General features: G+C 54.4%; 21 protein-coding genes and 1 pseudogene. 16 read left to right on the forward strand and 6 right to left on the reverse strand.

Annotation, left to right across the window (positions count from 1 at the left end; translation table 11 throughout):
• Positions 1–72 precede the first annotated feature (72 nt).
• The 9 genes and pseudogenes from LKE13_RS09130 to LKE13_RS09165 all read left to right on the forward strand — a co-directional run bounded on the left by LKE13_RS09130 (position 73) and on the right by LKE13_RS09165 (position 9,930).
• A complete protein-coding gene (locus tag LKE13_RS09130) occupies positions 73–1,500 on the forward strand; it encodes a circularly permuted type 2 ATP-grasp protein (protein ID WP_227950430.1) in 1,428 nt (475 codons plus the stop codon).
• Between the two features lie 7 nt (positions 1,501–1,507).
• Positions 1,508–2,449, forward strand: coding sequence for an alpha-E domain-containing protein (locus LKE13_RS09135; protein WP_227950432.1), 942 nt, complete (start codon positions 1,508–1,510; stop codon positions 2,447–2,449).
• A gap of 4 nt (positions 2,450–2,453) precedes the next feature.
• A complete protein-coding gene (locus LKE13_RS09140; protein WP_227950434.1) occupies positions 2,454–3,254 on the forward strand; it encodes a transglutaminase family protein in 801 nt (266 codons plus the stop codon).
• Between the two features lie 32 nt (positions 3,255–3,286).
• Positions 3,287–4,033, forward strand: coding sequence for a proteasome-type protease (locus LKE13_RS09145; protein ID WP_227950436.1), 747 nt, complete (start codon positions 3,287–3,289; stop codon positions 4,031–4,033).
• 118 nt (positions 4,034–4,151) lie between these two features.
• The gene (locus LKE13_RS09150; protein WP_227950438.1) at positions 4,152–4,808 is read left to right on the forward strand and encodes a protein-L-isoaspartate O-methyltransferase family protein; all 657 of its coding nucleotides are present in this window, start codon (positions 4,152–4,154) and stop codon (positions 4,806–4,808) included.
• A gap of 194 nt (positions 4,809–5,002) precedes the next feature.
• Positions 5,003–6,364, forward strand: a complete 1,362-nt coding sequence (locus tag LKE13_RS09155) for a TolC family outer membrane protein (RefSeq protein WP_227950440.1) — start codon at positions 5,003–5,005, stop codon at positions 6,362–6,364.
• 106 nt (positions 6,365–6,470) lie between these two features.
• Positions 6,471–6,548: pseudogene (locus tag LKE13_RS18885) on the forward strand (DUF2497 domain-containing protein); the annotation flags it as partial.
• A 120-nt stretch (positions 6,549–6,668) separates the two neighbouring features.
• Positions 6,669–7,211, forward strand: a complete 543-nt coding sequence (locus LKE13_RS09160; RefSeq protein WP_415776520.1) for a DUF2497 domain-containing protein — start codon at positions 6,669–6,671, stop codon at positions 7,209–7,211.
• 79 nt (positions 7,212–7,290) lie between these two features.
• Entirely contained in the window at positions 7,291–9,930 is a 2,640-nt protein-coding gene (locus LKE13_RS09165) for a valine--tRNA ligase (RefSeq protein WP_227950445.1), read from the forward strand.
• Positions 9,931–9,944: 14 nt separating this feature from the next.
• Here the strand turns inward: LKE13_RS09165 and LKE13_RS09170 are convergent, their stop codons facing one another.
• On the reverse strand, positions 9,945–10,715 hold the full coding sequence (locus tag LKE13_RS09170) for a phosphatase PAP2 family protein (RefSeq protein WP_227950447.1): 771 nt from the start codon (positions 10,713–10,715) through the stop codon (positions 9,945–9,947).
• Between the two features lie 196 nt (positions 10,716–10,911).
• On the opposite strand from LKE13_RS09170, the gene LKE13_RS09175 reads away from it, so the two are divergent.
• Positions 10,912–12,366: an amidase gene (locus LKE13_RS09175; RefSeq protein ID WP_227950449.1), complete on the forward strand. Its 1,455-nt coding sequence runs from the start codon at positions 10,912–10,914 to the stop codon at positions 12,364–12,366.
• Positions 12,367–12,625: 259 nt separating this feature from the next.
• Complete coding sequence (locus tag LKE13_RS09180) at positions 12,626–13,048, forward strand: hypothetical protein (protein ID WP_227950451.1); 423 nt, start codon at positions 12,626–12,628, stop codon at positions 13,046–13,048.
• Between the two features lie 8 nt (positions 13,049–13,056).
• On the opposite strand, the gene LKE13_RS09185 is transcribed toward LKE13_RS09180, so the two are convergent.
• Positions 13,057–13,470, reverse strand: a complete 414-nt coding sequence (locus LKE13_RS09185) for a PaaI family thioesterase (protein WP_227950453.1) — start codon at positions 13,468–13,470, stop codon at positions 13,057–13,059.
• 159 nt (positions 13,471–13,629) lie between these two features.
• Between LKE13_RS09185 and LKE13_RS09190 the strand changes: the two genes are divergently transcribed.
• A complete protein-coding gene (locus LKE13_RS09190; protein ID WP_227950455.1) occupies positions 13,630–15,189 on the forward strand; it encodes a long-chain-fatty-acid--CoA ligase in 1,560 nt (519 codons plus the stop codon).
• A gap of 12 nt (positions 15,190–15,201) precedes the next feature.
• On the opposite strand, the gene LKE13_RS09195 is transcribed toward LKE13_RS09190, so the two are convergent.
• Positions 15,202–16,863, reverse strand: coding sequence for an OmpA family protein (locus LKE13_RS09195; RefSeq protein ID WP_227950457.1), 1,662 nt, complete (start codon positions 16,861–16,863; stop codon positions 15,202–15,204).
• A gap of 185 nt (positions 16,864–17,048) precedes the next feature.
• Between LKE13_RS09195 and ilvD the strand changes: the two genes are divergently transcribed.
• The 4 genes from ilvD (at position 17,049) to LKE13_RS09215 (ending at position 21,169) form a co-directional block, all read left to right on the forward strand.
• Positions 17,049–18,902 (forward strand): dihydroxy-acid dehydratase, encoded by a 1,854-nt coding sequence (gene ilvD, locus LKE13_RS09200; RefSeq protein ID WP_227950459.1) that lies wholly within the window; start codon positions 17,049–17,051, stop codon positions 18,900–18,902.
• Between the two features lie 175 nt (positions 18,903–19,077).
• Entirely contained in the window at positions 19,078–19,512 is a 435-nt protein-coding gene (locus tag LKE13_RS09205) for a hypothetical protein (protein ID WP_227950461.1), read from the forward strand.
• 122 nt (positions 19,513–19,634) lie between these two features.
• Positions 19,635–20,312, forward strand: a complete 678-nt coding sequence (locus LKE13_RS09210) for a hypothetical protein (RefSeq protein WP_227950463.1) — start codon at positions 19,635–19,637, stop codon at positions 20,310–20,312.
• 77 nt (positions 20,313–20,389) lie between these two features.
• Positions 20,390–21,169 carry a hypothetical protein gene (locus tag LKE13_RS09215; protein WP_227950465.1) on the forward strand — a complete coding sequence of 260 codons (780 nt, stop codon included), beginning with the start codon at positions 20,390–20,392 and terminating at the stop codon, positions 21,167–21,169.
• Positions 21,170–21,184: 15 nt separating this feature from the next.
• Here the strand turns inward: LKE13_RS09215 and LKE13_RS09220 are convergent, their stop codons facing one another.
• From LKE13_RS09220 to erpA, 3 genes are all read right to left on the reverse strand, one after another.
• Positions 21,185–22,090, reverse strand: coding sequence for a hypothetical protein (locus LKE13_RS09220; RefSeq protein WP_227950467.1), 906 nt, complete (start codon positions 22,088–22,090; stop codon positions 21,185–21,187).
• 63 nt (positions 22,091–22,153) lie between these two features.
• Positions 22,154–22,921: an exodeoxyribonuclease III gene (gene xth / locus LKE13_RS09225; protein WP_227950469.1), complete on the reverse strand. Its 768-nt coding sequence runs from the start codon at positions 22,919–22,921 to the stop codon at positions 22,154–22,156.
• A 65-nt stretch (positions 22,922–22,986) separates the two neighbouring features.
• The gene (gene erpA, locus LKE13_RS09230) at positions 22,987–23,337 is read right to left on the reverse strand and encodes an iron-sulfur cluster insertion protein ErpA (RefSeq protein WP_227950478.1); all 351 of its coding nucleotides are present in this window, start codon (positions 23,335–23,337) and stop codon (positions 22,987–22,989) included.
• Positions 23,338–23,381 lie beyond the last annotated feature (44 nt).

Consider the following 23,381-nt stretch of genomic DNA (forward strand, 5'->3'; position numbering starts at 1 on the left):
TCTCTGTGAAGATTAGCATAGGTCCCTTCATTTTGTAGTTGCACCGCAGCATAAATTCTCTACTCTATTCTTATGGAGAAGACCCAGACTGTTTTCGATGAAATGAATGGGGAGGCGGGCGACGTTCGCTATCCCTATGAAGAATACCAGAAATGGCTGTCGAGTGAAGACCCGGCACGGCTCCGCCGAAAGTCAACCGACGCAGAAACATTCTTCCGCCGCACCGGCATCACCTTCAATGTTTATGGACGCGAAGAGGCCGCAGAACGGCTGATCCCGTTTGATGTTATTCCCCGGGTCATATCGGCGCGGGAATGGGCTCGGCTGGAGCGGGGCATAGAACAGCGGGTGCGGGCGATCAATGCCTTTCTCCATGATATCTACCACCGGCAGGAAATCCTCCGGGCAGGGCGTATTCCGAAAGAGCTGATCGCCAATAATGACGCTTTTCTTCCGCAAATGATTGGCGTCTCGCCACCAGGAAATGTTTATACGCATATCGTCGGCACCGACCTTGTCAGGACGGGAGAGGATGAGTTCTACGTCCTTGAGGACAACGCGCGCACCCCCTCCGGCGTGTCCTATATGCTGGAAAACCGCGAAACGATGCTGCATATGTTTCCCGAGCTGTTCTCGCAGGTGCGAGTCCGGTCGGTTAGCAATTACCCGAAAAACCTGCGCCGCTCCCTTGGCGACTGCGCGCCGCCGGCCTGTGACGGCAAACCGGTTATTGCTGTGCTGACTCCCGGCATTCATAACTCCGCCTATTTCGAACATTCGTTTCTGGCCGATCAGATGGGCGCAGAGCTGGTGGAAGGTCATGATCTGCGCGTAATTGACGGGCGTGTTGCCATGCGAACGACGCAGGGCTTTGACCCGATCGATGTGCTATATCGCCGGGTTGATGACGAATATCTTGATCCATTGAACTTCAATCCCGGATCACAGCTAGGCGTTGCCGGGATTATGGATGTCTATCGGGCGGGCGGGATTACGATTGCGAATGCGCCGGGCACCGGCATTGCCGATGATAAGGCGATTTATTCCTATATTCCGGAGATTGTTGAATTCTACACCGGCGAAAGCGCGATATTGAAGAATGTGCCGACATGGCGCTGCGCAGAGCCGGAGGCACTCTCTTACGTCCTTGATAATCTGGAAGAGCTGGTGGTGAAGGAAGTACATGGTTCCGGTGGCTATGGTATGCTGGTCGGCCCGGCGGCGAGCAAGCGGGAAATTTCCGCTTTCCGCCGAAAACTGAAAGCTAAGCCCGGAAATTATATTGCGCAGCCAACTCTTGCCCTTTCCACGGTGCCGATCCTGACCAAAAAAGGTCTCGCGCCGAGGCATGTGGATTTGCGCCCCTTCGTTCTTGTGTCCCCGCGCAGCGTGAATATCACGCCCGGAGGCCTGACGCGTGTGGCGTTGAAGGCCGGGTCGCTTGTCGTGAATTCAAGCCAGGGCGGCGGTACAAAAGACACATGGGTGTTGGAGGAGTGATCGGGCAATGCTAGGCAAAACCGCAGGGGGGCTGTTCTGGATGTTCCGCTTTCTCGAACGCAGCGAGAACACGGCCCGGATGCTTGACGCGGGGTTTCATATTGCCCTGACGCGATCCACGGCGGCGGAAAATGAATGGTCATCCGTGGTTGCCGCCACAGGGGTGACAGACGCTTACAGGGCCAAGTATGACCAGTTTACCGCCAGCAATGTGATCGATTTTCTGCTCCGTGACAAAAGTAATTCATCCAGCGTCTGGTCTGTTATTGAAGGCGCCCGCAACAATGCCCGGATGGTCCGCACGGCGCTCACCCGCGAGGTGTGGGAAGCGACGAATGAATGCTGGATCACGCTGAAGGACCTTCTCGCCCAACCAGTGTCACAGCGAGACTTGCCGGAAGTGCTGGCCACGATCCGTCAGCAAAGTGCGCTCGTGCGCGGCGCGCTGCATGGGACGATGCTGCGTAATGATATTTTCAACTTTGCCCGTCTCGGCACCTTTCTGGAGCGGGCGGACAATACGGCGCGAATCCTTGACGTGAAATATTACGTCTTGCTGCCCTCTGCCTCCTTCATCGGTTCCTCACTTGATAATGTGCAGTGGGAATCGATCCTGCGTTCTGTCTCCGCGCAGCGGGCCTTCCGTTGGCTCAACCCCGGGGAAATCAACCCGATAAGCATTGCCGAATTTATCATTCTCGACCGGCGGCTGCCTCGGTCATTAACCTTCTGCTATGCGAAAATAGTTGATAATCTTGGCTATCTCGCCGATGATTACGGCCTCCGGCTTCAAAGCCACGAGATGGCGACCCCTATACTTGACAGATTAAAAAGCAGCACAATCAATTCCATCGTTGATGAGGGATTGCACGAATTTATCACGGCTTTCATCCAGGACAACATGGCGCTGGGCAGTCAGATTGAACAGGATTATCGCTTTATCGGATGACTATATGATTCTGAAAATTTCGCATTCTACCAAATACTATTTCGAGGAGCCTGTGCATTATGCGTTGCAGCAGCTCCGGCTTTTGCCGAAATCCGGTGTTGGTCAGAATGTGGTCTATTGGGATGTGACGGTGAATGGTGGCGTGAAGGAACTGGAATTTGATGATCAGTTCAATAACAATGTCATGCTCGTCAATATCAACCCTGGTGAAAAAGAGGTTTCCATCCTCTGTGAAGGGGAGGTCGATACGACCAATCTGCATGGTGTCATCGGGCAGAATAATGGCTTTGCGCCGCTGTGGTTTTTCCTCCGATCAACACCTCTGACACAGCCGGGAAGCCAGATACAGAATTTGATCAAGCGGCTAGGTAAGGATCATGAAACAGAAGTGACCATGATGCATACGCTCTCGCGCCTTATTGGTGAGGTGGTGCCCTATCAGACAGGCGAAACCCACTCTGAAACCACTGCCGAGGAAGCGCTGACCTCCGCCAGTGGCGTGTGCCAGGATCATGCACATATCTTTGTCACGGCGGTTCGGCAGATGGGATTTCCCGCCCGGTACGTTAGCGGCTATCTGATGATGGATGATCGCATTGAGCAGGACGCAACCCACGCCTGGGCTGAAGCCTATCTGCCCGATCTCGGCTGGGTGGGGTTTGATGTCTCCAACGGGATTTCGCCGGATGATCGCTATATTCGGGTTGCGACCGGGCTGGATTACAAGGACGCGGCGCCGATTTCAGGCTTGCGGATGGGCGCGGGCGGTGAACATATGGACGTAACCTTACAGGTGCAACAGTAAGGGATTCCAGGGTTAGGGAATAGAGAACCAGAATGACATATTGTATTGGATTGAGGCTCAATAAGGGCCTCGTTTTTATGTCGGACACTCGCACGAATGCGGGTGTCGATAATGTTTCTGTCTTCAAGAAAATGCATAGCTGGGTCATCCCCGGAGAGCGCGTTATTACCATGATGACCGCGGGCAATCTTGCGACGACACAGGCCATCATCAGCACGCTTGACGAACGCTCAAAGGCGCCGGAGGATCGTAATCCGTCAATATTGGAGGCGCCGTCCATGTTTCAGGTCGCCCGTCTGGTCGGTGAAACCATTCGCGGGGAAATTCACGGGGCTACCATAGAAGGGCAGGAAGCGGATTCCGCTTTCAATGCAACCCTGATCCTCGGTGGGCAGATCAAGGGGAGCGAGCCACGCCTGTTTCTCATCTACCCGGAAGGTAACTTTATCGAGGCCTCTGCCGAGACTCCATTCTTCCAGATTGGCGAAACCAAATACGGTCGACCGATCCTCGTCCGGGCCTATGATCCGGACATGAGTTTTGAAGAGGCGGTCAAGCTGATGCTGGTGTCCTTTGATTCGACCATAAAGGCCAATCTTTCGGTTGGCCTGCCGCTCGACCTTCAGGTCTATGAGAATGATAGCTTCAAGATTGGGAAGGAACGGCGTATCCCGCTGGATGATCCCTATTTCAACCAGATTTCCACCGGGTGGGGCGATGCCTTGCGGGAAGCGTTCCGTTCCTTGCCCAATTTTGAATTTTCCGGACCGGATCAATAAAATTTTAAGGCGCGCCGAATAATATGAGGAAGCTTGCCGTGGTTACCTTATGGCTTGCGCAAGAGGGCGGTAATTCAGTATAACCACGGAAAGTTCCATTAGGGGGTGATCGGAAAACATGATCTCTGAAAAATTCGCGGAAGCGCGCCATCATATGGTGCTCAGTCAATTACGGCCGAACCGGGTAACAAACGATCGGGTGGCTGAGGCTATGGATACGGTCCCACGCGAGGAGTTCGTGCCAAAAGAACTGCGCGGTGTGGCCTATCTGGATGAAGATCTGGAAGTTGCTCCGGGCCGATTTATTGTTGAGCCGAGGGTTTTCGGACGTCTCCTGCAGGAAGCCGATATTCAGTCCACGGATGTCGTGCTCGATATCGGGTGTGGCACGGGATATTCTTCTGCCGTTCTCGGGTTTCTAGCGCAAGCTGTGGTCGCAATCGAGAGTGATCCGGCACTGGTGGAAACCGCTAGCGAAACCCTGAGTCGGCTGGAATGTGACAATGTCGCTGTTGTTGAAGGGGCGCTGGTCGATGGGAACGCCAAGCAGGGGCCCTATAACGTCATTCATATCAATGGCGCGATTTCGAGTGCGCCACAAAGCTTGCTGGACCAACTCGCCGAAGGTGGCAGGCTGGTCTGTGTGCTCGGCTCAAACCCGGGTGTTGCAACTATATACCGTCGTCAGGGAGACAGGTTTTTTCCGCGGGCGGCGTTTGATGCGTCGGTTCCGGCCCTGCCGGATCTGATGAGTGCCACCTCCTTCGAGTTTTGATCGAGAGGGCATGGCCACAATTTTGTCATGCTTACCGGGAATAACGGTGGCATAGACGCAACGCTGATCGGTCCATATATCAGGTTTCATTTAAACGATTTACTTAAAATTGTTGATTGAAACCGGTATCGGGACTAAATTCGGCTATGGTTAATTTATAAGCGGCCTGATTTTGGGTTCGAGAGGCAAGTTTGATGAAAAAAGTAGCTTTGACCGTTGCATCCGTATTAGCCGTTACGATGCCAGCCACTCTGGTGAATGCTGAAACGCTGCGCGATGCACTGGCATCAACTTATCAGAATAATCCGAGCCTGCTGGCGGAGCGGGCCAATGTGCGCGGGGTTGATGAAAATGTGCCGCAGGCTTTGTCCGGCTGGCGCCCCGAAGTCTATGCAACCGGCGAAGTCGCCGCACAGCATACGTCGTCAAATTCCATGAGTTCAACTCTCGACAAGGACTCCAATCCGCGCGAGGCTTCCTTAATCGTATCTCAGCCCATATATACGGGCGGGCAGACTGTTGCGTCCACGCAATCTGCGGAAGCCGGTGTGCTGGCCGCACGGGCGGGATTGCTCTCGACGGAGCAGAACGTCTTCCAGTCCGCGGTCGAGGCTTATATGAACGTCCTGCGTGATGAGGCGCTGGTCGAGTTGAATCGCAACAATAATGTGGTGCTGCGCCGTCAGCTCGAGGCGGCGAATGACCGCTTCCAGGTTGGTGAAATCACCCGGACGGACGTGGCGCAATCCGAAGCCCGTCTGGCAGACTCTATTTCAAACCTGATTCAGGCCGAAGGTAACCTTCGGTCCACCCGGGCCAATTTTGAAAGGATTGTCGGTCGCCCGCCAGAGAGCCTTGAAGACCCTTTGGTACCCGCCGACTTCCCGGAGTCGGAGGAGGCAGCACTGGCGATCGCCCTTGATAACCATCCGGATATCCAGGCCGCAAGATTTTTTGAGGAAAGTTCCCGCTATGACATCCGGGCAACGTCCGGACAGCTGCTCCCGTCTGTTGAGGTGAATGGTAGCCTGACGTCGGGCAAGGACACATCTTTTTCAGGGTCCAATGGGGATACTGCCCGGGTTGGTGCCGTTCTGACCGTGCCGCTTTATCAGTCCGGCTCTGTTTACAGCCAGGTCCGTCAGGCCCGGCAGGTAAACAGTCAGCGGATGCAGGAGATCGAAGAAACAGTTCGTTTCGTTCGTGAATCTGTTATTCAGTCGTGGGAGCTGTTGGAAACGTCCCGGTCACGGATCGGCGCGAATGAAGAGGCGGTTCGTGCCAACACCATTGCGCTGGAAGGTGTTGAACAGGAAGCCCAGGTTGGATCCCGCACCACGCTGGACGTGTTGAACGCGGAGCAGGAGCTCCTCCAGAGCAAGGTCGATCTTGTAACGGCGCGACGTGACCAGTATGTGGCTATTTATACGGTCCTTTCCGCGATCGGTAAGCTGAATGCGCGGGATCTAAATCTTGATGTTGACTACTATGATCCGACAACGAACTACGACAGGGTTCGGAATAAGTGGTTCGGGACAGATGGTGGATTGGATTAAGAAATAATTAAATTAAACCGGCCATAGTTGACTGAATGAGCGATGAATATCGATGAGGTGCATGCTCGTCGTGAACTAGGCCCCCGGATTCAATGGTGAATTGACTATGAGCGATCCAACGACAGAACAAGAACCGACGATGGAAGAGATTCTTGCCTCCATCCGCCGTATCATCTCCGAAGATGGAGACGAAGAAGGCCAGGAGGAGGGCGCCGCCGCAGCCGAGGCTGGCGCTGACGAAGGGGAAGAGGCCATCGAGCTTGATACTGCTGCGGACGCAGAGACAGAAGCCGAACCGGAAGCAATGGCCGAAGCTGATCCAGAGCCCGAACCGGAACCAGAACCTGAGCCGGAAGCCGAAGCTGACGCTGAGGATGATTTTTTGGAATTGACGGACGAGGTCGAGGAAGAAGACATTCTCACCCTTGACGAGGAAGTCGAGGAAGAAGTCGAACTTGATGTTGAGGCTTTTGATGAGCCGGAAGCTGAAGCCGAAGAAGAGGCTGAGGTGGAAGAAGAGGCGGAACCCGAAGTCGCATTTGAGGCTGAGGAAGAAGCTGAACCTGAAAACGATGTGGCGGAAGAAGCGCCCACCATCACAACAAACAGCCTGTTGGCTGACCCCACCATCGCCGCAACGACGACCGCCTTCGCCAGCCTGGCCGGTGCTGTTGCTTCATCACGAGGATTGCAAATGGGTAAAAATGCAACTTTGGAAGACATGGTCAAAGATATGCTTCGTCCGATATTGAAGGACTGGCTCGATCACAACCTCCCTCAGATCGTGCAGCGCATTGTCGAGCGCGAAGTGAGCAAGCTCGCGGACCGGGCGGATGACGACGAATAAAGTCCTTCCTCCCGGGATGTGAGCCGACTATATTACTCCCGAATTTTTTGCCGAAGAATAAATAAAGAAAGGTTCAGCAATGCTGGACAAGTCTTATCGACCCGATGAGGTCGAAGGAAAGCTCTATTCAAAATGGATGGAGCAAGGGGCGTTTGCTTGCGGCCGCGCCAAATCCGACGATAGCTACACGATTGTGATCCCGCCGCCGAACGTGACGGGCAGCCTGCATATGGGCCATGCGCTCAATAACACGTTGCAGGATGTGCTGATCCGGTTCGAGCGGATGCGGGGCAAGGATACGCTCTGGCAGCCGGGCATGGACCACGCCGGTATCGCCACCCAGATGGTCGTGGAGCGCCAGCTTGGCGAACAGGGGATGACCCGCCATGATCTCGGCCGCGAGAAATTCATCGACAAGGTCTGGGAATGGAAAGACCAGTCCGGGGGCCAGATTTTCGAACAGCTTCAGCGCCTTGGCGCGACCTGTGACTGGGATCGCGAACGCTTCACCATGGATGAAGGCCTCTCCAAGGCCGTGCGCAAGGTGTTCGTCCAGCTCTATAAGGAAGGCCTGATCTATCGCGACAAGCGGCTGGTCAACTGGGACCCGAAATTCCATACGGCGATTTCCGACCTTGAGGTTGAGCAGAAGGAAGTCAACGGCCATATGTGGCACTTCCGCTATCCGGTCGAGGGGGAAGAGGGGCGCTTTATCACCGTTGCGACCACACGCCCCGAAACCATGCTTGGCGATACGGGCATTGCGGTTCACCCGGAGGATGAGCGTTACAAGGATCTTGTCGGCAAGTTTGCCATCCTGCCAATCGTTGGGCGGCGTATCCCGATTGTCGCCGATGACTATGCGGACCCGGAACAGGGGTCCGGCGCGGTGAAAATCACGCCTGCCCATGATTTCAACGACTTTGAGGTTGGCAAGCGAGCCGGTCTCGATGTCATCAATATCATGGACGAGAACGCGCATCTGAACGACACGGTGCCCGAAGCCTATCGGGGCATGGAACGGTTCGAGGCGCGCAAGAAAGTCGTCGCCGAGATGGAAAACCTCGGGCTTCTCGAAAAGATCGATGATCATCCGCATACGGTGCCTTATGGCGACCGCTCCGGTGTGATCATTGAGCCCTTGCTCACCGATCAGTGGTTCGCCGATGCAGCAACGCTGGCCCAGCCCGCCATTCGCGCGGTGGAAAGCGGCAAGACGAAATTTGTGCCCGAGAAATGGACGAACACCTATTACGACTGGATGCGCAATATCCAGCCCTGGTGCATCTCGCGTCAGCTCTGGTGGGGCCATCGTATTCCCGCCTGGTTTGGCCCGGACGGGATGATCTTCGTTGAGGAAACGGAAGAGGCGGCCTTTGCCGCCGCCGAAGCGCATTACGGCAAGAAAGAGGAAATCACCCGCGATACGGACGTGTTGGACACCTGGTTCTCCTCCGCGCTCTGGCCGTTCTCGACTCTCGGCTGGCCCGACAAGACGCCGGAACTTGCGCGATACTATCCGACGGATGTGCTGGTCACCGGCTTCGATATCATCTTCTTCTGGGTCGCCCGGATGATGATGATGGGCCTGCATTTCATGGACGAGGTGCCGTTCCACACGGTCTATATTCATGCGCTGGTCCGTGACGAACATGGTGCGAAGATGTCGAAATCCAAGGGCAATGTGGTCGATCCGCTGGAGCTGATGGATAAATACGGCGCCGATGCGCTGCGGTTCTTCCTCTCCACCAGTGCGGCGCAGGGCCGCGATGTCCGCCTCTCCGAACAGCGGGTCGAGGGGTACCGCAATTTTGCGACCAAGCTATGGAATGCGGCACGCTTCTGCGAGATGAATGAGTGCAAGGTGCCGGACGGCTTCGATCCCTTTACGGTCAAGGAAACCATCAATCAATGGATTGTCGGCGAGACGGTCAAATGTGAGGCGGCAGTGCGTGCCGCGCTTGAAAGCTATCGTTTTAACGATGCGTCCAACGCCATCTATGCCTTCACCTGGAATGTCTTCTGCGACTGGTATCTCGAATTCGCGAAGCTGCCCTTCCAGGGGGATGACAAGGCGGAGACACAGGCAACGGCCGCCTGGGCGTTCGACCAGATCCTGAAAATCCTGCATCCCTTCATGCCCTTCGTCACCGAGGAACTTTGGGGCAGTGTGGCCGCAGAGCGGAGCAGCGACCTGATTGTCGCCGACTGGCCCGTCTATCCGGCGGACGCCGTCAATGCGTCAGCCAGTGAGGAAATGGACTGGGTGCAGGAGCTGATCACCGGCATCCGCGGTGTGCGCAGCGAAATGAACGTCCCGGCGGGCGCGAAAATCCCGCTCATCTTCAATGACGGCAGCGCGGACGACAAGGCGCGGCTTGAAAAGCATTGGAACATCATCGCTCGCATGGCGCGGCTGGAGTCTTATGAGACCGATGCCGAGGTGCCGAAAGGCGCACTCCAGTTCGTGCATAAGGGCGCGACGGTTATCCTCCCGCTCGCGGGCGCGATGGATCTGGATGCGGAAAAAGCACGGCTTCAAAAAGAGATCGGCAAGCTTTCTGGCTATATGACGGGCCTCAATAAGAAGCTCGGCAATGAGAAGTTCGTCGCCAATGCCCCGGCTGATGTCGTCGAGGGGGAGAAGGCGAAGCTTGCGGATGCTGAAACCCAACTCGCCAAGTTGAATGACGCGGCGGCCCGCCTCGCGGAACTTTAGGGCTTATCGGACGCTTACGGGCGTCCGGCCCAACTCTGCATAAAGGCAGGGACTTTTCTCCATCCCCAGTTAAGAAGGCTGTCTATCCAGCGGACAAGCGGGCAGATTTTCAGCCACGGCAGCAGGATCAGGCAGGCCGCACCGCCACCGACGATCACGTCGGTAAACCAGTGTCCGCCACCCGCGAGGCGTGGGACGCTGACGAATACCATCAGCAGAATGCTTAATGTGGCGATATAGGGACGATTCCGAAACAGCATAATAACCCCGCCCGCAAACAATGCGCTGGTCATGGCATGATCGCCGGGGAAGGAGTTGTCGGTCGAAGTTTTGACCGTATAGCCGGTGATATAGTCATTTATGTTGTTAAACGGGGTGAGGGCGAGACCGGGGCTTGGGTGAATAAACTCGCCAACCCCCTTTTTTGACACTAGCAAGGCAATCAGTATCAGAAAGGTGATCGATCCGATCTTGGCCATCACCTCTATCCGGTCTTTCCGCTCCGTTGATAGCACTATGTAAACACAGATAAGCAGCATGGCGACAAAGGTTCCCTGATCGAAGGTCTTGCTGTTCGTCCAGGCCCAGAACTGGGTGAGGTACCCATCTGGCGTCACCGTGCTGTTCAGGCTGCGGAATACCCGCGTATCAAGGCTTTTCCAGATGCCATTATAAAATTCAGTCAAGTTGGACGCGAGTAGGAGCACGGCCAACAGCGTACAGACGATCATCAGGACAACGCGGTTGCGCAGCGGTGTCTTCGCGGGAGAAGGAGAAGGGGACATGGCGATCAATCTTACTCTGGCATTGCAACAAAAACGTCATACTATCTGCTTTTTGTAGCGAGGGAAATGCGCATGTCAATGCAGGCTTTTCACTTTGTCGTTGAGACAGGAGGGAAAATGGACTTACACTTCAACTTATAATTTCAGGAAATGAAAAACCGGGAATACCCGGCGTCAGCAAAGAGGGAACATATCCATGACAGATATTCATTTTGCGTCCGCCCATGAACAGGCGGCGAAAATCGCTCAAGGGGAAATCGGGGCGGAGGAGTTGCTCGATCACTATCTTGCGCGGATCGGAAAATATAACGGCGATCTCAATGCCGTGATCTGGATGGATGAGGTGGGCGCGCGGAAACGGGCGCGGGACGCAGACGCGGCGCGCAGCAGAGGCGACCGGCTCGGCCCGCTGCATGGGGTGCCGATGACGATCAAGGAAAGCTATAACCTTGTCGGCAGTCCATCCACATGGGGCAATCCGGCGTGGAAGGATCATTTCCCGGAGAAGAATGCCTTAAGTGTGCAGAGGCTCCTCGATTCGGGCGCGAATATCTTTGGCAAGACCAATGTGCCCTTCATGCTCGCCGACTGGCAGAGCTTTAACGATATCTACGGTACAACGAACAACCCTTGGGATATGAGCCTGACACCGGGGGGGTCCTCGGGCGGCTCGGCGGCGGCGCTGGCAGCGGGGCTTTCCGGGATCGAGACCGGCTCTGACATTGGTGCGTCCATCCGTAATCCCGCCCATTATTGTGGTGTGTGTGGCCATAAGCCGACCTACGGCGTTATTCCGGGGCACGGCCAGAAGCCACCGGGGATTGTCGCCGACAGCGATATAGCCGTGCTAGGGCCACTTGCTCGCTCCGCGTTCGACCTGGAGATCGCGCTTGATGTGATGGCGGGGGCGGGAAGCCCGCAGAATTCGGCATGGGCCCTTGATCTGAAGCCCGCGCGTCATCGGCACCTTAAAGACTTCCGCGTTGCCGTGATGACAAGTGCGGAGGGCTTCGATGTGGACAATGACTATCAGGCGGCGTTAAATGGCATTGCCGACAAGCTGGAGGCGGCGGGTGCCCGCGTGAGCCGCACCGCGCGGCCGGATATCCCGATTGCTGCGGCCTATGAGACCTATATCCTGCTGCTGCGGGCGGCAACCTCCGGCGCGCTTTCCGATGAGCAACAGGAACGGTTCCGTAAAATCGTTGCCGAAGCCGATCCTGACGATAAAAGCTATCTCACCCTGATGGCGCGGGCGGGGACACTGCCGCATAAGGAATGGTTACGCATCAATAACGAGCGGCATTTGATGGCGCGGAAATGGGCGTCGTTCTTTGAGGAATGGGATATCCTTATCTGCCCCGCCGCCGCCGGGCCCGCCTTCCCACAAAACCAGAAGGGAGAGCGGCAGGATCGGATGATTGATATCAATGGCAATCTGCAGCCGAGCACGGATCAGATGTTTTGGGCGGGCTACCCGAATATGGTCGACCTGCCCTCCACCGTTGTGCCGGCCGGAATTACGCCAGCCGGTCTTCCCGTCGGGTTGCAGGCTGTCGCGGCCTATGGTGAGGATAAAACCTCCCTCAAGCTGTGTCAGCTGATTGAGGAGGCGTTTGGCGGCTTTACGCCACCTCCCGGCTATGAATAGGCAGGGGCTGCCATATCCTCGAAAACTCCCCGAAAATGTCATAATTTCGACGGGCTTTTATAAGATGTTGTATTTAAACGAGAAATGATTTTCCGGGCGACCGGACGATAAAGTTTTCGTAAAAATGCAGACAGATAGCAAGACTTTGTAAAGAAATTCTTGCTACCTCTTGTCGCAGGAGAAAAGCGCCGAAACACACCGATCAGGGCGACAATTATGGATCGGGGTGACGGCAGAACTTCTGCTTTGGAGGCAAAAAATGGCCTACGCCATTCCGATGATCGAGTCGCAGACCCGTAAGCGGGCGATTGCCTATACGGGGATCTCTTGGACGTGCTTGTTTTTCGGGCCGTTCCCGGCACTGTACCGGGGCCATATTCTCGGCTTTGTCGGCATGTCGCTGGTCAATTTGGCGACGCTTGGCTTTTCCATGCCGGTCTTTATTTTCGTCTATAACGCCTGGCATTATCACTCTCTGTTGTCGCGGGGCTATCGTCCGGCGCGGGAGAGTTACGGCGCGGATACGGAAGAATTCGTTCGCGTTCCACCAAGCTTTCAGGATAATGAAGATATTTATGACACCGGGGAAGCCCCGCAGAGACAGCGGATCCGACTGGCGTCGCCGAAACTATCCGACCGATTGATCGATGATCATCGGCAGGGATCATTCCTGAAGAAATAACCGACGCGTTATAGCAGCATGACGCTGGTCGTCACATGGGCGACCGGTTTTGCCGCATCTCCCATATGTAAATTCACATCCCCATAAACGAGCCGCTTTCCAGATTTCACGATTTGCGCCACGGCGTAAAGTTCTTCCCCTTCCGCCGGACGCAGGAAGGTCGTCTGCATATTGACCGAGGTCATGGAGACAAATGATCCCGCATTGGCGGCGACAGCAAAGACCATTGCCGTATCGGCAAGCGCCATGATCGCCTGACCGCAGATCATTCCGCCGAGGCGATTGATCCTGTCAGTTGCCGGAATGCGCATCGTTGCGCTGTCCTTCGTAATGTCGGTGATGGTGATGTCCAGATCCTTGATCCAGTCGGCGAAGCTGTTGTCGAAGAAGTCTCGTGCTTCTGTCAGGGTGATTTCAGACATGCGGCCCTTTATTGTTAGATTTCTGCCAAAACCACAATGGCGCAAGTTTCGGCGGTGGGCAATATGCAATGTATTCGCCCATTTCCTGCGATGGCATCCTTTCTCTTTACCTTCCTCCCGAATTCTCTAATACTTCGAAAAATAAAAAGGGAGCAGGGAATGTTTATATCACAGTTATTGTCACGGGCCGTCCAGACCAAGGGTGATTGCCTAGCCACAATTTGCGCCGGTCGGGAGAGGACCTATAGTGAATTTGGGGGGCGGGTGCAGAAATTTGCAGGTGCGCTACGCGAACTAGGGATTACAAAGGGGGAGCGGGTGGCCATTCTTGCCCATAACTCCGACCGATATCTGGAGTTCTATTATGCGACACCATGGGCGGGGGGGGTGTTCGTTCCGGTCAATACGCGCCTCGCGGTGCCGGAATTTGCCTACTGGCTGGATGATTCCGGCTCGGAAGTGCTGCTCGTCGATGATGCTTTTGCACCGGCTGTGCCAGAGCTGAAAAAGCGGGTCGCGAGCCTGCGGGAAATTATCTATATCGGTGATGGGGATACGCCGGAAGGGATGCTTAACTACGAAGCCCTGATTGAGCGCCATGAACCGGTAGCGGACGCGGGGCGAGGCTACGACGACATTGCCGGGCTTTTCTATACCGGCGGGACGACAGGCGTCTCCAAGGGGGTGATGCTGAGCCACACGAACTTTGTTGTCAATACGTTGAACGCAATGCCTTGCTTCAGTTTCGAGGAAAACGCCCGATGGCTGCATGTGGCGCCGATGTTTCATATCGCCGATGGCGCTGCGGTCTTCGGGACGACCATGGGCCTGGGCACGCATGTCTTTATTCCGGGGTTTACGCCGCAGGGCACAATGGAGGCAGTGGAGAAATACAAAATCACCAACACGCTGCTGGTACCGACAATGGTCAATATGGTGGTCAATGACCCGGCGCTTCCTAACTATGACATGTCGAGCCTGAAAGATATTATTTATGGCGCGTCGCCCATGCCGGAAGCGGTCATCAAGAAGGCGCTGGAAGTTTTGCCTGACGCGGGCTTTACCCATGCCTATGGCCAGACCGAATGTGCACCGCTGGTCACTTTTACCGGGCCTGAATTCCATGTGCTGGAGGGGCCGAATGCGGGGCGCTTCAAATCGGCGGGCCGGGCGGTCTATTCCAGCGAGGTACGGATCCTGGATGCCAACGATGAAGAGGTGCCCTATGGCACCGTCGGGCAGGTTTGCGTGCGCGGCGCCAATGTCATGCTTGGATATTGGAACAAGCCCGAACAAACAGCGGAAGCGCTTCGCGGTGGCTGGATGCATTCCGGCGACGGTGGCTATATGGATGAGCAGGGTTTTGTCTATATTGTTGACCGGGTGAAGGACATGATCATCTCCGGCGGGGAGAATGTCTATTCTGCTGAGGTGGAAAATGCGGTCTATCAGCATCCGGCGGTCGCTGAATGCGCGGTGATCGGCATCCCGCATGAAACCTGGGGTGAGCAGGTCCATGCCATCGTCCGCCTGCATGAGGGGCAGGAGGCGACGGATGCCGAGATCATCGAGTTCAGTCATACCCTGATCGCCGGTTTTAAATGCCCGCGCAGCATCGGTTTTGTGGAAGACCCGCTGCCTCTTTCCGGGGCTGGGAAAATCCTAAAAACCGAGCTGCGCAAGCCCTATTGGTCGGACAAGGAAAAACAGGTGAGTTGACCGCCGAGGGTTTTACCCTCGACGTGAGCAATCCCTGATTTCCACCCGTCGTTGGGGCAGGTTATTACTGGTATCCTCGCCCCGGCCTATCATATAGAGCGCGGTCTTGTTGAGGCCGACATCCGTCATCAGGTCGGTTACCGCTGCCGCGCGCTGGCGGGACAGGCGATAATTATCAAAGCTTGAACCGCTGGGGTCTGAATGACCCGAAATGACAATGAAATGGGCACCGCTGTCAAGATAGCGACCCGCGAGTTCGCGGATCAGCTTTTTTGTTTTCGCGCCGGAAACGGCTGTGGAGCCGATTTTGAAGGTGACCACCATATGCGGAGATTGATTCCAGCAGTAGTCTGGTATGGTGGCCACAATGCGTTTAGTGTGATCGAGTTCCACTTCGTTAAGCGCGTAAGAGATCCGGCCGAGGCTTTTTTCAAGCGTGTTGAGCGCCATCTCGGATTTTGCGGCGCTCCGTTCCAGTGAGTCGAGTTTCAATTTGAGGTTCGCAGTGTCAGTCTGTTCGCGTTGCTGTGTTGACTTGGTGAGGGTTGCGATATCTTCGGAGTTTGCCCGCGCCAGCTTTTCGACTGTATCGATCTTGCTCTCAATTTCGGCAAAATTGATTTCTTTCTCGCCCCGGTCCTGCTCATAGAGGGGCCCGAGATTTTGCACCGGCACGGCGAAGGGCAGGCGGGTGCTGCCGTTAAAGAACAGCTCAAACCGGGAGGTCGAACCAAGGTAGAGAACCGGCTCCGCGCTATCTTTCTGGTTCAACTGCACGACAGGGAAGCTGAAAAAATTGGTCAGGCTGCGTTGGAATTTTTTCGACACGTCGACCTCTTCGGGTAAGTCGGCCAAATCGCTATGACAAAGGTTTGAAATATTAAGTGCCGGATAGAGAGTTTCAGTCTCTGTTGCGGCAGGGACGATCTTCTTGTCGGCCACCATGATGATACATTCGCGTAAATCCTGCGCCTGATGACCAGCATAGAGGATTGAGCCGGTGGAGGCCAGTACGAGAAGCAGGATGGTCACGAAGAAACGGTGATTGTTGAAAGTACACACTGCCAGAAACCGGCGATAGACGGTGCGCGCAGTATTGACCGCTTCGGGACCGGCGGCCGGGTGGAGCGCTTTCTTATGGCGATGAAGGGAAAGTGCCAGATGCTCCCTCCCGATTAGAATTTGGGACGGGTTCTTGCGGTTGCGCTTGGGCAGGAGGAACACGAACATATGCAGGACGTTTAGGATGAAAATTCCGAGGCTGAGGCCGATGATTTTGAGTCGCCGGACGGGTTTCAGATGCTTGTGCGAGGTGGACAAAGTGACCTTGATCAAAAGCCAGATACCGAAAATAACGGCAAGAATAATCGTATAAAAAATCCAGGATTTCAGGATAATAACCGTCAACACACCGCCGTTCCTGAGTGCGCTGATGAAAAAATCATCAAGCCCTGCAAACTTCAGATACTGGATGTCGAACACGCCGTAGTGCAGCGTTTCAAAAAATAACCCGAAGACAAAGAAATAGCAGAGCAACAGCGTGGTCAGAAACGGGACCAGCAGGGCGAGGTTATAGGTGCGGTTGACCCGCATATGTATCTCGCAGAAGATTTCATCATCCAGGGCGTTATTTCGACAGCGCTGCCCGGCGCGCGTTATTCCTTCGCATTGCATTGTTTCAACGCCTCTTGGTTTAAGAAGTAAATAATCTTAAAAATAGTAAATAAAATATTATAAACAAGTATAAGGAGTATTTGCGTGAAAAATATCCTTGTGACCCTTGTAAATCCGGGCTTGCGCTTGTCCTTGCTCGCCGATCGTATTAACTAGAGGGAATAGATTTCAAGAAAGAGAAGAATATGCCCCAGTATCGATCGAAGACCACCACGCAGGGACGTAACATGGCAGGTGCCCGCGCGCTCTGGCGCGCCACCGGCATGACGGACGGCGATTTCGACAAGCCGATTATCGCGATTGCCAACAGCTTCACCCAGTTTGTGCCCGGTCATGTGCATCTGAAGGACCTCGGCCAGATGGTTGCGCGGGAAATCGAAAAATGCGGTGGTGTTGCCAAGGAATTCAACACCATCGCTGTCGATGACGGGATCGCAATGGGCCATGACGGAATGCTTTACAGCCTGCCGTCGCGGGAGGTGATCGCCGATGCCGTGGAATATATGGTCAATGGCCATTGCGCCGATGCGTTAGTCTGCATTTCCAACTGTGACAAGATCACACCCGGTATGTTAATGGCGGCGATGCGGCTGAATATCCCGGTGGTGTTCGTTTCCGGCGGCCCGATGGAGGCCGGGAAGGGAATGGCCGACGGCAAGGAAATCGGCCTTGATCTCATTGATGCGATGATCCAGGCGGCGGATCCGAATGTGAGCGATGCGGAAGTTGCGGAAGTAGAACGCTCTGCCTGTCCGACCTGCGGGTCCTGCTCGGGCATGTTCACTGCCAACTCCATGAACTGCCTGACAGAAGCACTTGGCCTTGCGCTTCCCGGGAACGGTAGCATGCTCGCGACCCATGCGGACCGCAAGCAGCTCTTTCTTGATGCGGCGCGGACCATTGTTGATATTACGCGCCGCCACTATGAAATGGATGAACCGGGCTTGCTGCCGCGCGAAATCGCCAGTTTCGAGGCGTTCGAAAATGCAATGACGCTGGATATCGCCATGGGCGGTTCGACCAATACCGTCCTTCATCTTCTTGCTGCCGCGCAGGAAGGGGAGGTCGATTTCAAGATGGAGGATATTGACCGCCTAAGCCGTGGTGTGCCGCATCTATGTAAAGTCGCGCCAAGTATCCAAACCTATCATATGGAGGATGTGCATCGCGCTGGCGGGATCATGGGCCTGTTGGGGGAGCTGTCCCGGGCAGAGCTTTTGCATACCGATGTGCCGACGGTGCATTCGCCGACAATGGCGGAGGCGATTGAGCTTTGGGATGTTGTCAAAACCCGCAGTAACACAGTGCAGGAGTTTTACCGCGCCGGCCCCGGCGGGGTCCGCACGACGGAGGCGTTCAGCCAGTCTAAGCGCTATCCCAGCCTTGATGTAGACCGGGAAAATGGTTGTATCCGTGCGAAGGAGCATGCCTATTCACAGGATGGCGGGCTTGCCGTTCTTTACGGGAATATTGCGCTGGATGGTTGTATAGTCAAGACAGCGGGTGTTGATGAGGGCAGTCTTGTTTTCTCCGGTCCGGTCCGTGTTTTCGAAAGTCAGGACGCGGCGGTTGAGGGCATCCTTGGTGATGAGATCAAGGCGGGCGATGTTGTGGTTATCGTCTATGAAGGGCCGAAGGGCGGCCCAGGTATGCAGGAAATGCTGTACCCGACCTCCTACCTCAAATCGAAGGGCCTCGGCAAGCAATGCGCGTTGCTGACCGACGGACGTTTTTCCGGCGGCACGTCCGGCCTCTCTATCGGCCATGTCTCTCCGGAAGCGGCGGAAGGCGGGGCGATCGGCTTGGTGGAGGAAGGGGATATCATCGATATCGACATCCCGAACCGGACCATAAACCTGCGAATTTCCGATGAGGAAATGGCGGACCGGCGGATCAAGATGGATGCGAAAGGCGATGCCGGATGGGCACCGACCGCACCGCGTGCCCGCAAGATTACCACCGCGCTACGGGCCTATGCTGCGCTCACCACCAGCGCCGCGCGCGGCGCCGTCCGCGACGTGGATCAGCTCAAGCGCTAAGCCAGCTTCAACCATAAAAAAGCCCGCCCTTCACCCGGCGGGATTTTTTATGGTTAATATCATATTCTATCATAGGCTGGTGTCAAATTACCTTGACTTCACGCGGGGTGACACCTTTAATGGTTGTAAAACGACGCAAATTTTGCGCGTTTTATGCAATTCGACAGGGAGCATTATGATTCTGCGTTGTCTATTGATACTATTTATCTCTGCCATTGTGACCGGATGCGAGACCAAAGATACCATCGGCGATATCAGTTATCGTCCTTATGATCCCGGCTTTCAAAGAATAACCTTGACTTCGAATGGTACTTTCGCGGACGAAAAGACAGATATCTATATGCGCAGGCTGCAAAATGGCGGAAAACTTGAAATTTGTGGCTTTTACATCATGAGCAGCGGCATTAGCGAGGATCTGACTTCAGAATGGCTGAAATATGCGAAAGTTACCATTGATGGAGAGGAAATTGTTTCCAGCAAATTCCTACGTCCTCAGGAACGTCTTGAAGGTGCAAAATCCAATTGTGTAGTAACGGTTAAGACATATCAGACAGATCTCTTAAAAGGAAGAATGTCGTTAAGAGGGCGTGCCATTCGCCTCCTATATTGACGAGCTTTAGTGATGGAATTTGTCATGCGGTTTTCTTTTATTCTTCTTGCAGTTTTCCCTTGTTAGCCTGCCAGACGCCCCAGAAAAGTGACCCTGTTTTTAGTGATGCAGAGGTCAAGAAGATGGTTGCACAGATGGAGCAGGACATGGACCGAGGCGAAATTCTAGACAAGCACCAAATAAATACCTTGTTAGCTAAGAAGAACGTTCGGGGTGTTACTCGAGAAGGAGAAAGAATTGGATTCTCTCTTTCAAACTGGAAACATACGCACGATTTATTCTCGTATTATTATGACGAACACGGACGGGAAACCGGGCGCGACAAGGGAAGCTGGTGGATTGCCGGCTTGATCAAGCTTTGCGGTCGTTTGCAGAATTTTGATAATGCGAAGTCCCATTGCTTTACAGTAACGAAACAAGATGAGGAATTTGCTTTGATCAATGGCAGGAGCGAGCAGGTTTACCGGTTTCGCGTGGTTGGCGATTATGATCCGTCAGCAAGCTCTCAGCACAGCGCCAGCAAGAATTCGAACGACAATGAAAAGGAGCCTGGCGAATATCATATTGGCCGCCTGATCGGCTATACTCAGATTTGCGGCGAATTTCGCGGGTCCGGGGCTGACCCACAAATGATTAACACTATCAAGCAGCTGTTTGCCACTAATCCAGATTTCAAGCGCGGCTATGCCGAGTTCGACAATTTCACGGGATTTGATTTTGTGACAGGTTTGAACAATTGCGAAGAAGTGAAAGCAGGTGTTGAGAAAATTTATAGCGCAATAAAAGCCACGGCTGGTTAGGGGCGATATACGTCCGCTGTATTGATAAAGGCCCGAATATCTTGAGAGTCAATTTCTTCAGCTGGAAGTTTTTCCTAGTGTTTCTGATGATCTCGCTTTTGGCTTCCTGCTGGGAGGAGCATACGGACAGGAATGGCATTTCAGATAAGGTCAGCACGGCAAAATTGAAGGAAATCGCGACCTCCCTGCGGGAAAACAAATTCGAGGGGCGGTTCCTTCATGCGGAACAAATAAAGCTATTCGTCCAGGGTGCCAATATTATCGGGGTTACGAGGGACGGGCAGAGGGTTGTCTTTTCCCTGACGGAAGAGGGGGGAGAAAGGAAGAAACTAATAGCCACCTTTTATGACGAAAGCTGGATGACGATGCGCAAGAGTGAGGGGTTATGGTGGACCGAGGTGCCGGACAGGATATGTGGTAGCCTGAAGCTTTATCGTCAGAGCCAAGAGATATCCGGATGCTATGGAGCGCTATGGGTTGAAGAAAATCTGGTCCTTGAAAATGAAGAGGGAGATCAGGTTTTCTGGGCGGTTCTGGATAGCCTCTATGATCCCTCGAGGGGCAATCGTCCTTTTCTCTTGCAGCCCAATAAGTTACACGAGAAATCGGATGCTTGGATGTATGGTGTGACTGTCCGCTATAGCGAGATATGCAATGAATATCATCATACAGGCATAAGCGAAACCGCACTTAAGCTATATAAGGACATCTATCGGGAGGATGCTGACTTTGCGATCGCGTACGGCCTTCTGGGTGAACCCGAGAGGCCAGGTGCTGTGGTCAAGATAGCAAACTGCCTAGAAATGCAAAAAATGGTTGAGAGATTTTCTAACTTTCATAAGGCATTGAACCAGTGATGGGATTTCCACCCCTCACAAACTCTTCAGATATTGATGCGCTTCGGTGAGCGAAAAGCCATGGATTTCACGCACGAGCGCGGCGGCACCGATGGCGTCGCCGCGGCGGACCATCTCGCGCAGGCGATCTTCCTGGTGCTCCTTTGAGAGGGTAAGGAGCGGGGCTTCCTCCGCGGCTTCCTCCTTTTCCGTTAGGTAAATCCCGTCCAGAATAGTTTCGGCCTCCTTCAAGGGAGGGGTGAGGCGGGTTTTGCGGGTATTCCAGTCGACGCGGATGATGCCGGTCTCCGCCATTAGCTTGATGTCCGCGCCCTTGGCGTTCGCGGTCACCCCCTTGATCCATGTCGGACCCTTGCGGGTACGTTCTTTTCCAAGGGCGTCGTCGATCAGGGTAAGATCGGTCCCATAGAGCGCAATTTCAAGCCATTCTTCCTTGTGAAGATGCTTATCCTCCGGGATGTCTGGATCGGTTACCATGCGGGTTTTCTGCCCCATGAAGTGAAGCGCTCGGATCTCCCGCTTCGGAATAAAGGCGACGATGGGATCGGTGGCATTCAAGCGGTAATCGCCGTAATTGCGAAGCTTGAGATAGAGCCCCTCCGGCGTGGCACGGAGCGTCCAGTTGCTGTGCCGCATGGCGGCGAAGGCGGAAAAAAGAAAGATAAGGCCGACCAGGGCGCAGGTCAGGACAATGAGGCCGCAAAAGATCCAGATAAAGACACCGAAAAGGAGGCTGAAAAGCGAGCCCCCGATGTTGAAGAGGCTGTTGATCCCAAGGAATGCAGGAAATCCGATGCTCCAGCCCAAGAGGAACAGCGCGACGATGAAATGCCTTTTCCAGGACATTTTTGCGGCCAAGAGCGCTGGGTTTTGCCGCGCTTCTGCCTCGGTGATCAGTTCAATATTTGCATACCGGCCCATAATCCCACCTCTTCAGGCATCGAAAGGCGCAGCATAGTCGGAAATCCTTAATATTTTTCTGATCTAGTCCGCAAGATTGACCCAGATCGGCGTATGGTCGGAAGGTTTTTCCTGCCCGCGCGGGCCCTTGTCGATGCCAACCTCCGTCATTCGGTCGGCAGCCTGTGGGGAGAGGAGGAGATGATCAATGCGGATGCCGTTATCCTTCTGCCACGCGCCGCGCTGATAGTCCCAATAGGTGTAGTTCACCTCACTCGTAAAGGCGCGATAGGCGTCGGTGTAGCCGAGATTGAGGATCTGGCGGAAGCGGTTACGGCTCTCCGGACGGGTGAGGGCGTCGCCTTCCCAGGCTTTAGGATCGTAGCAATCCTCATCCTGTGGGATGACGTTATAGTCACCGCCAAGCACAGTGGGTTCCTCCAGCGTGAGGAGGTAATTCGCACGGGTTATCAATCGGTCCATCCAGCCAAGCTTATAGGGAAATTTCTCCGTATCCGTTGGATTTCCGTTCGGCAGATAGATAGAGGCAATGCGGACATTCTCGATAGTTGCCTCGATATAGCGGGCCTGCTCGTCCGCGTCATCGCCCGGAAGGCCGCGCATCACATCCTCGATCGGGGATTTGGAAAGGATCGCCACTCCATTATAGGTCTTCTGGCCATGGGTCTCGACATTATAGCCAAGGTCCTCCACCTCAAGCCGGGGGAAGGCATCGTCAATGACCTTCAATTCCTGCAGGCAGAGTACATCCGGGGCATAGTTTTTGAGATAATCGACAAGCCGCGGCAGGCGGGCTTTCACCGAATTGACATTCCAGCTGGCTATCTTCATCTCTTACCCCACAAAAAAGCCCGGTATTCCGCCGGGCCCTTTTTCTAACATTTTTAGGGAGTCAATCAAATGGCAAATGACGATCCGCAGGAGCAGGACGCCGTCGCGTTGGGGTTCTTGATCTGGAATGACGCACCGATCATATCCTCGACGAAATCGATTTCTGATCCAGCGAGATACAACAGCGACATTTGGTCCACCAACAGGGTCGCGCCCTTGTTGATGACCGCCACATCGTCCGGATTTTGCGTATCCTCCAGATCGAAGCTGTATTGAAAGCCGGAGCAGCCGCCGCCATTAACTGCGACACGCAGCATTTTCTTGTCGGAGTTCATTTCCTCGACAATGGCATTGATCCGCTCCGCCGCCGATTCCGACAACTTGACGGGAGGCTCCATATTATCCATGACAGACATTGTACTTAAATTCCCAACTTACAAAGGCAACTGGCCTTCGTTAT

The organism is Sneathiella sp. HT1-7, assembly GCF_020731145.1.
Lineage (GTDB): Bacteria > Pseudomonadota > Alphaproteobacteria > Sneathiellales > Sneathiellaceae > Sneathiella.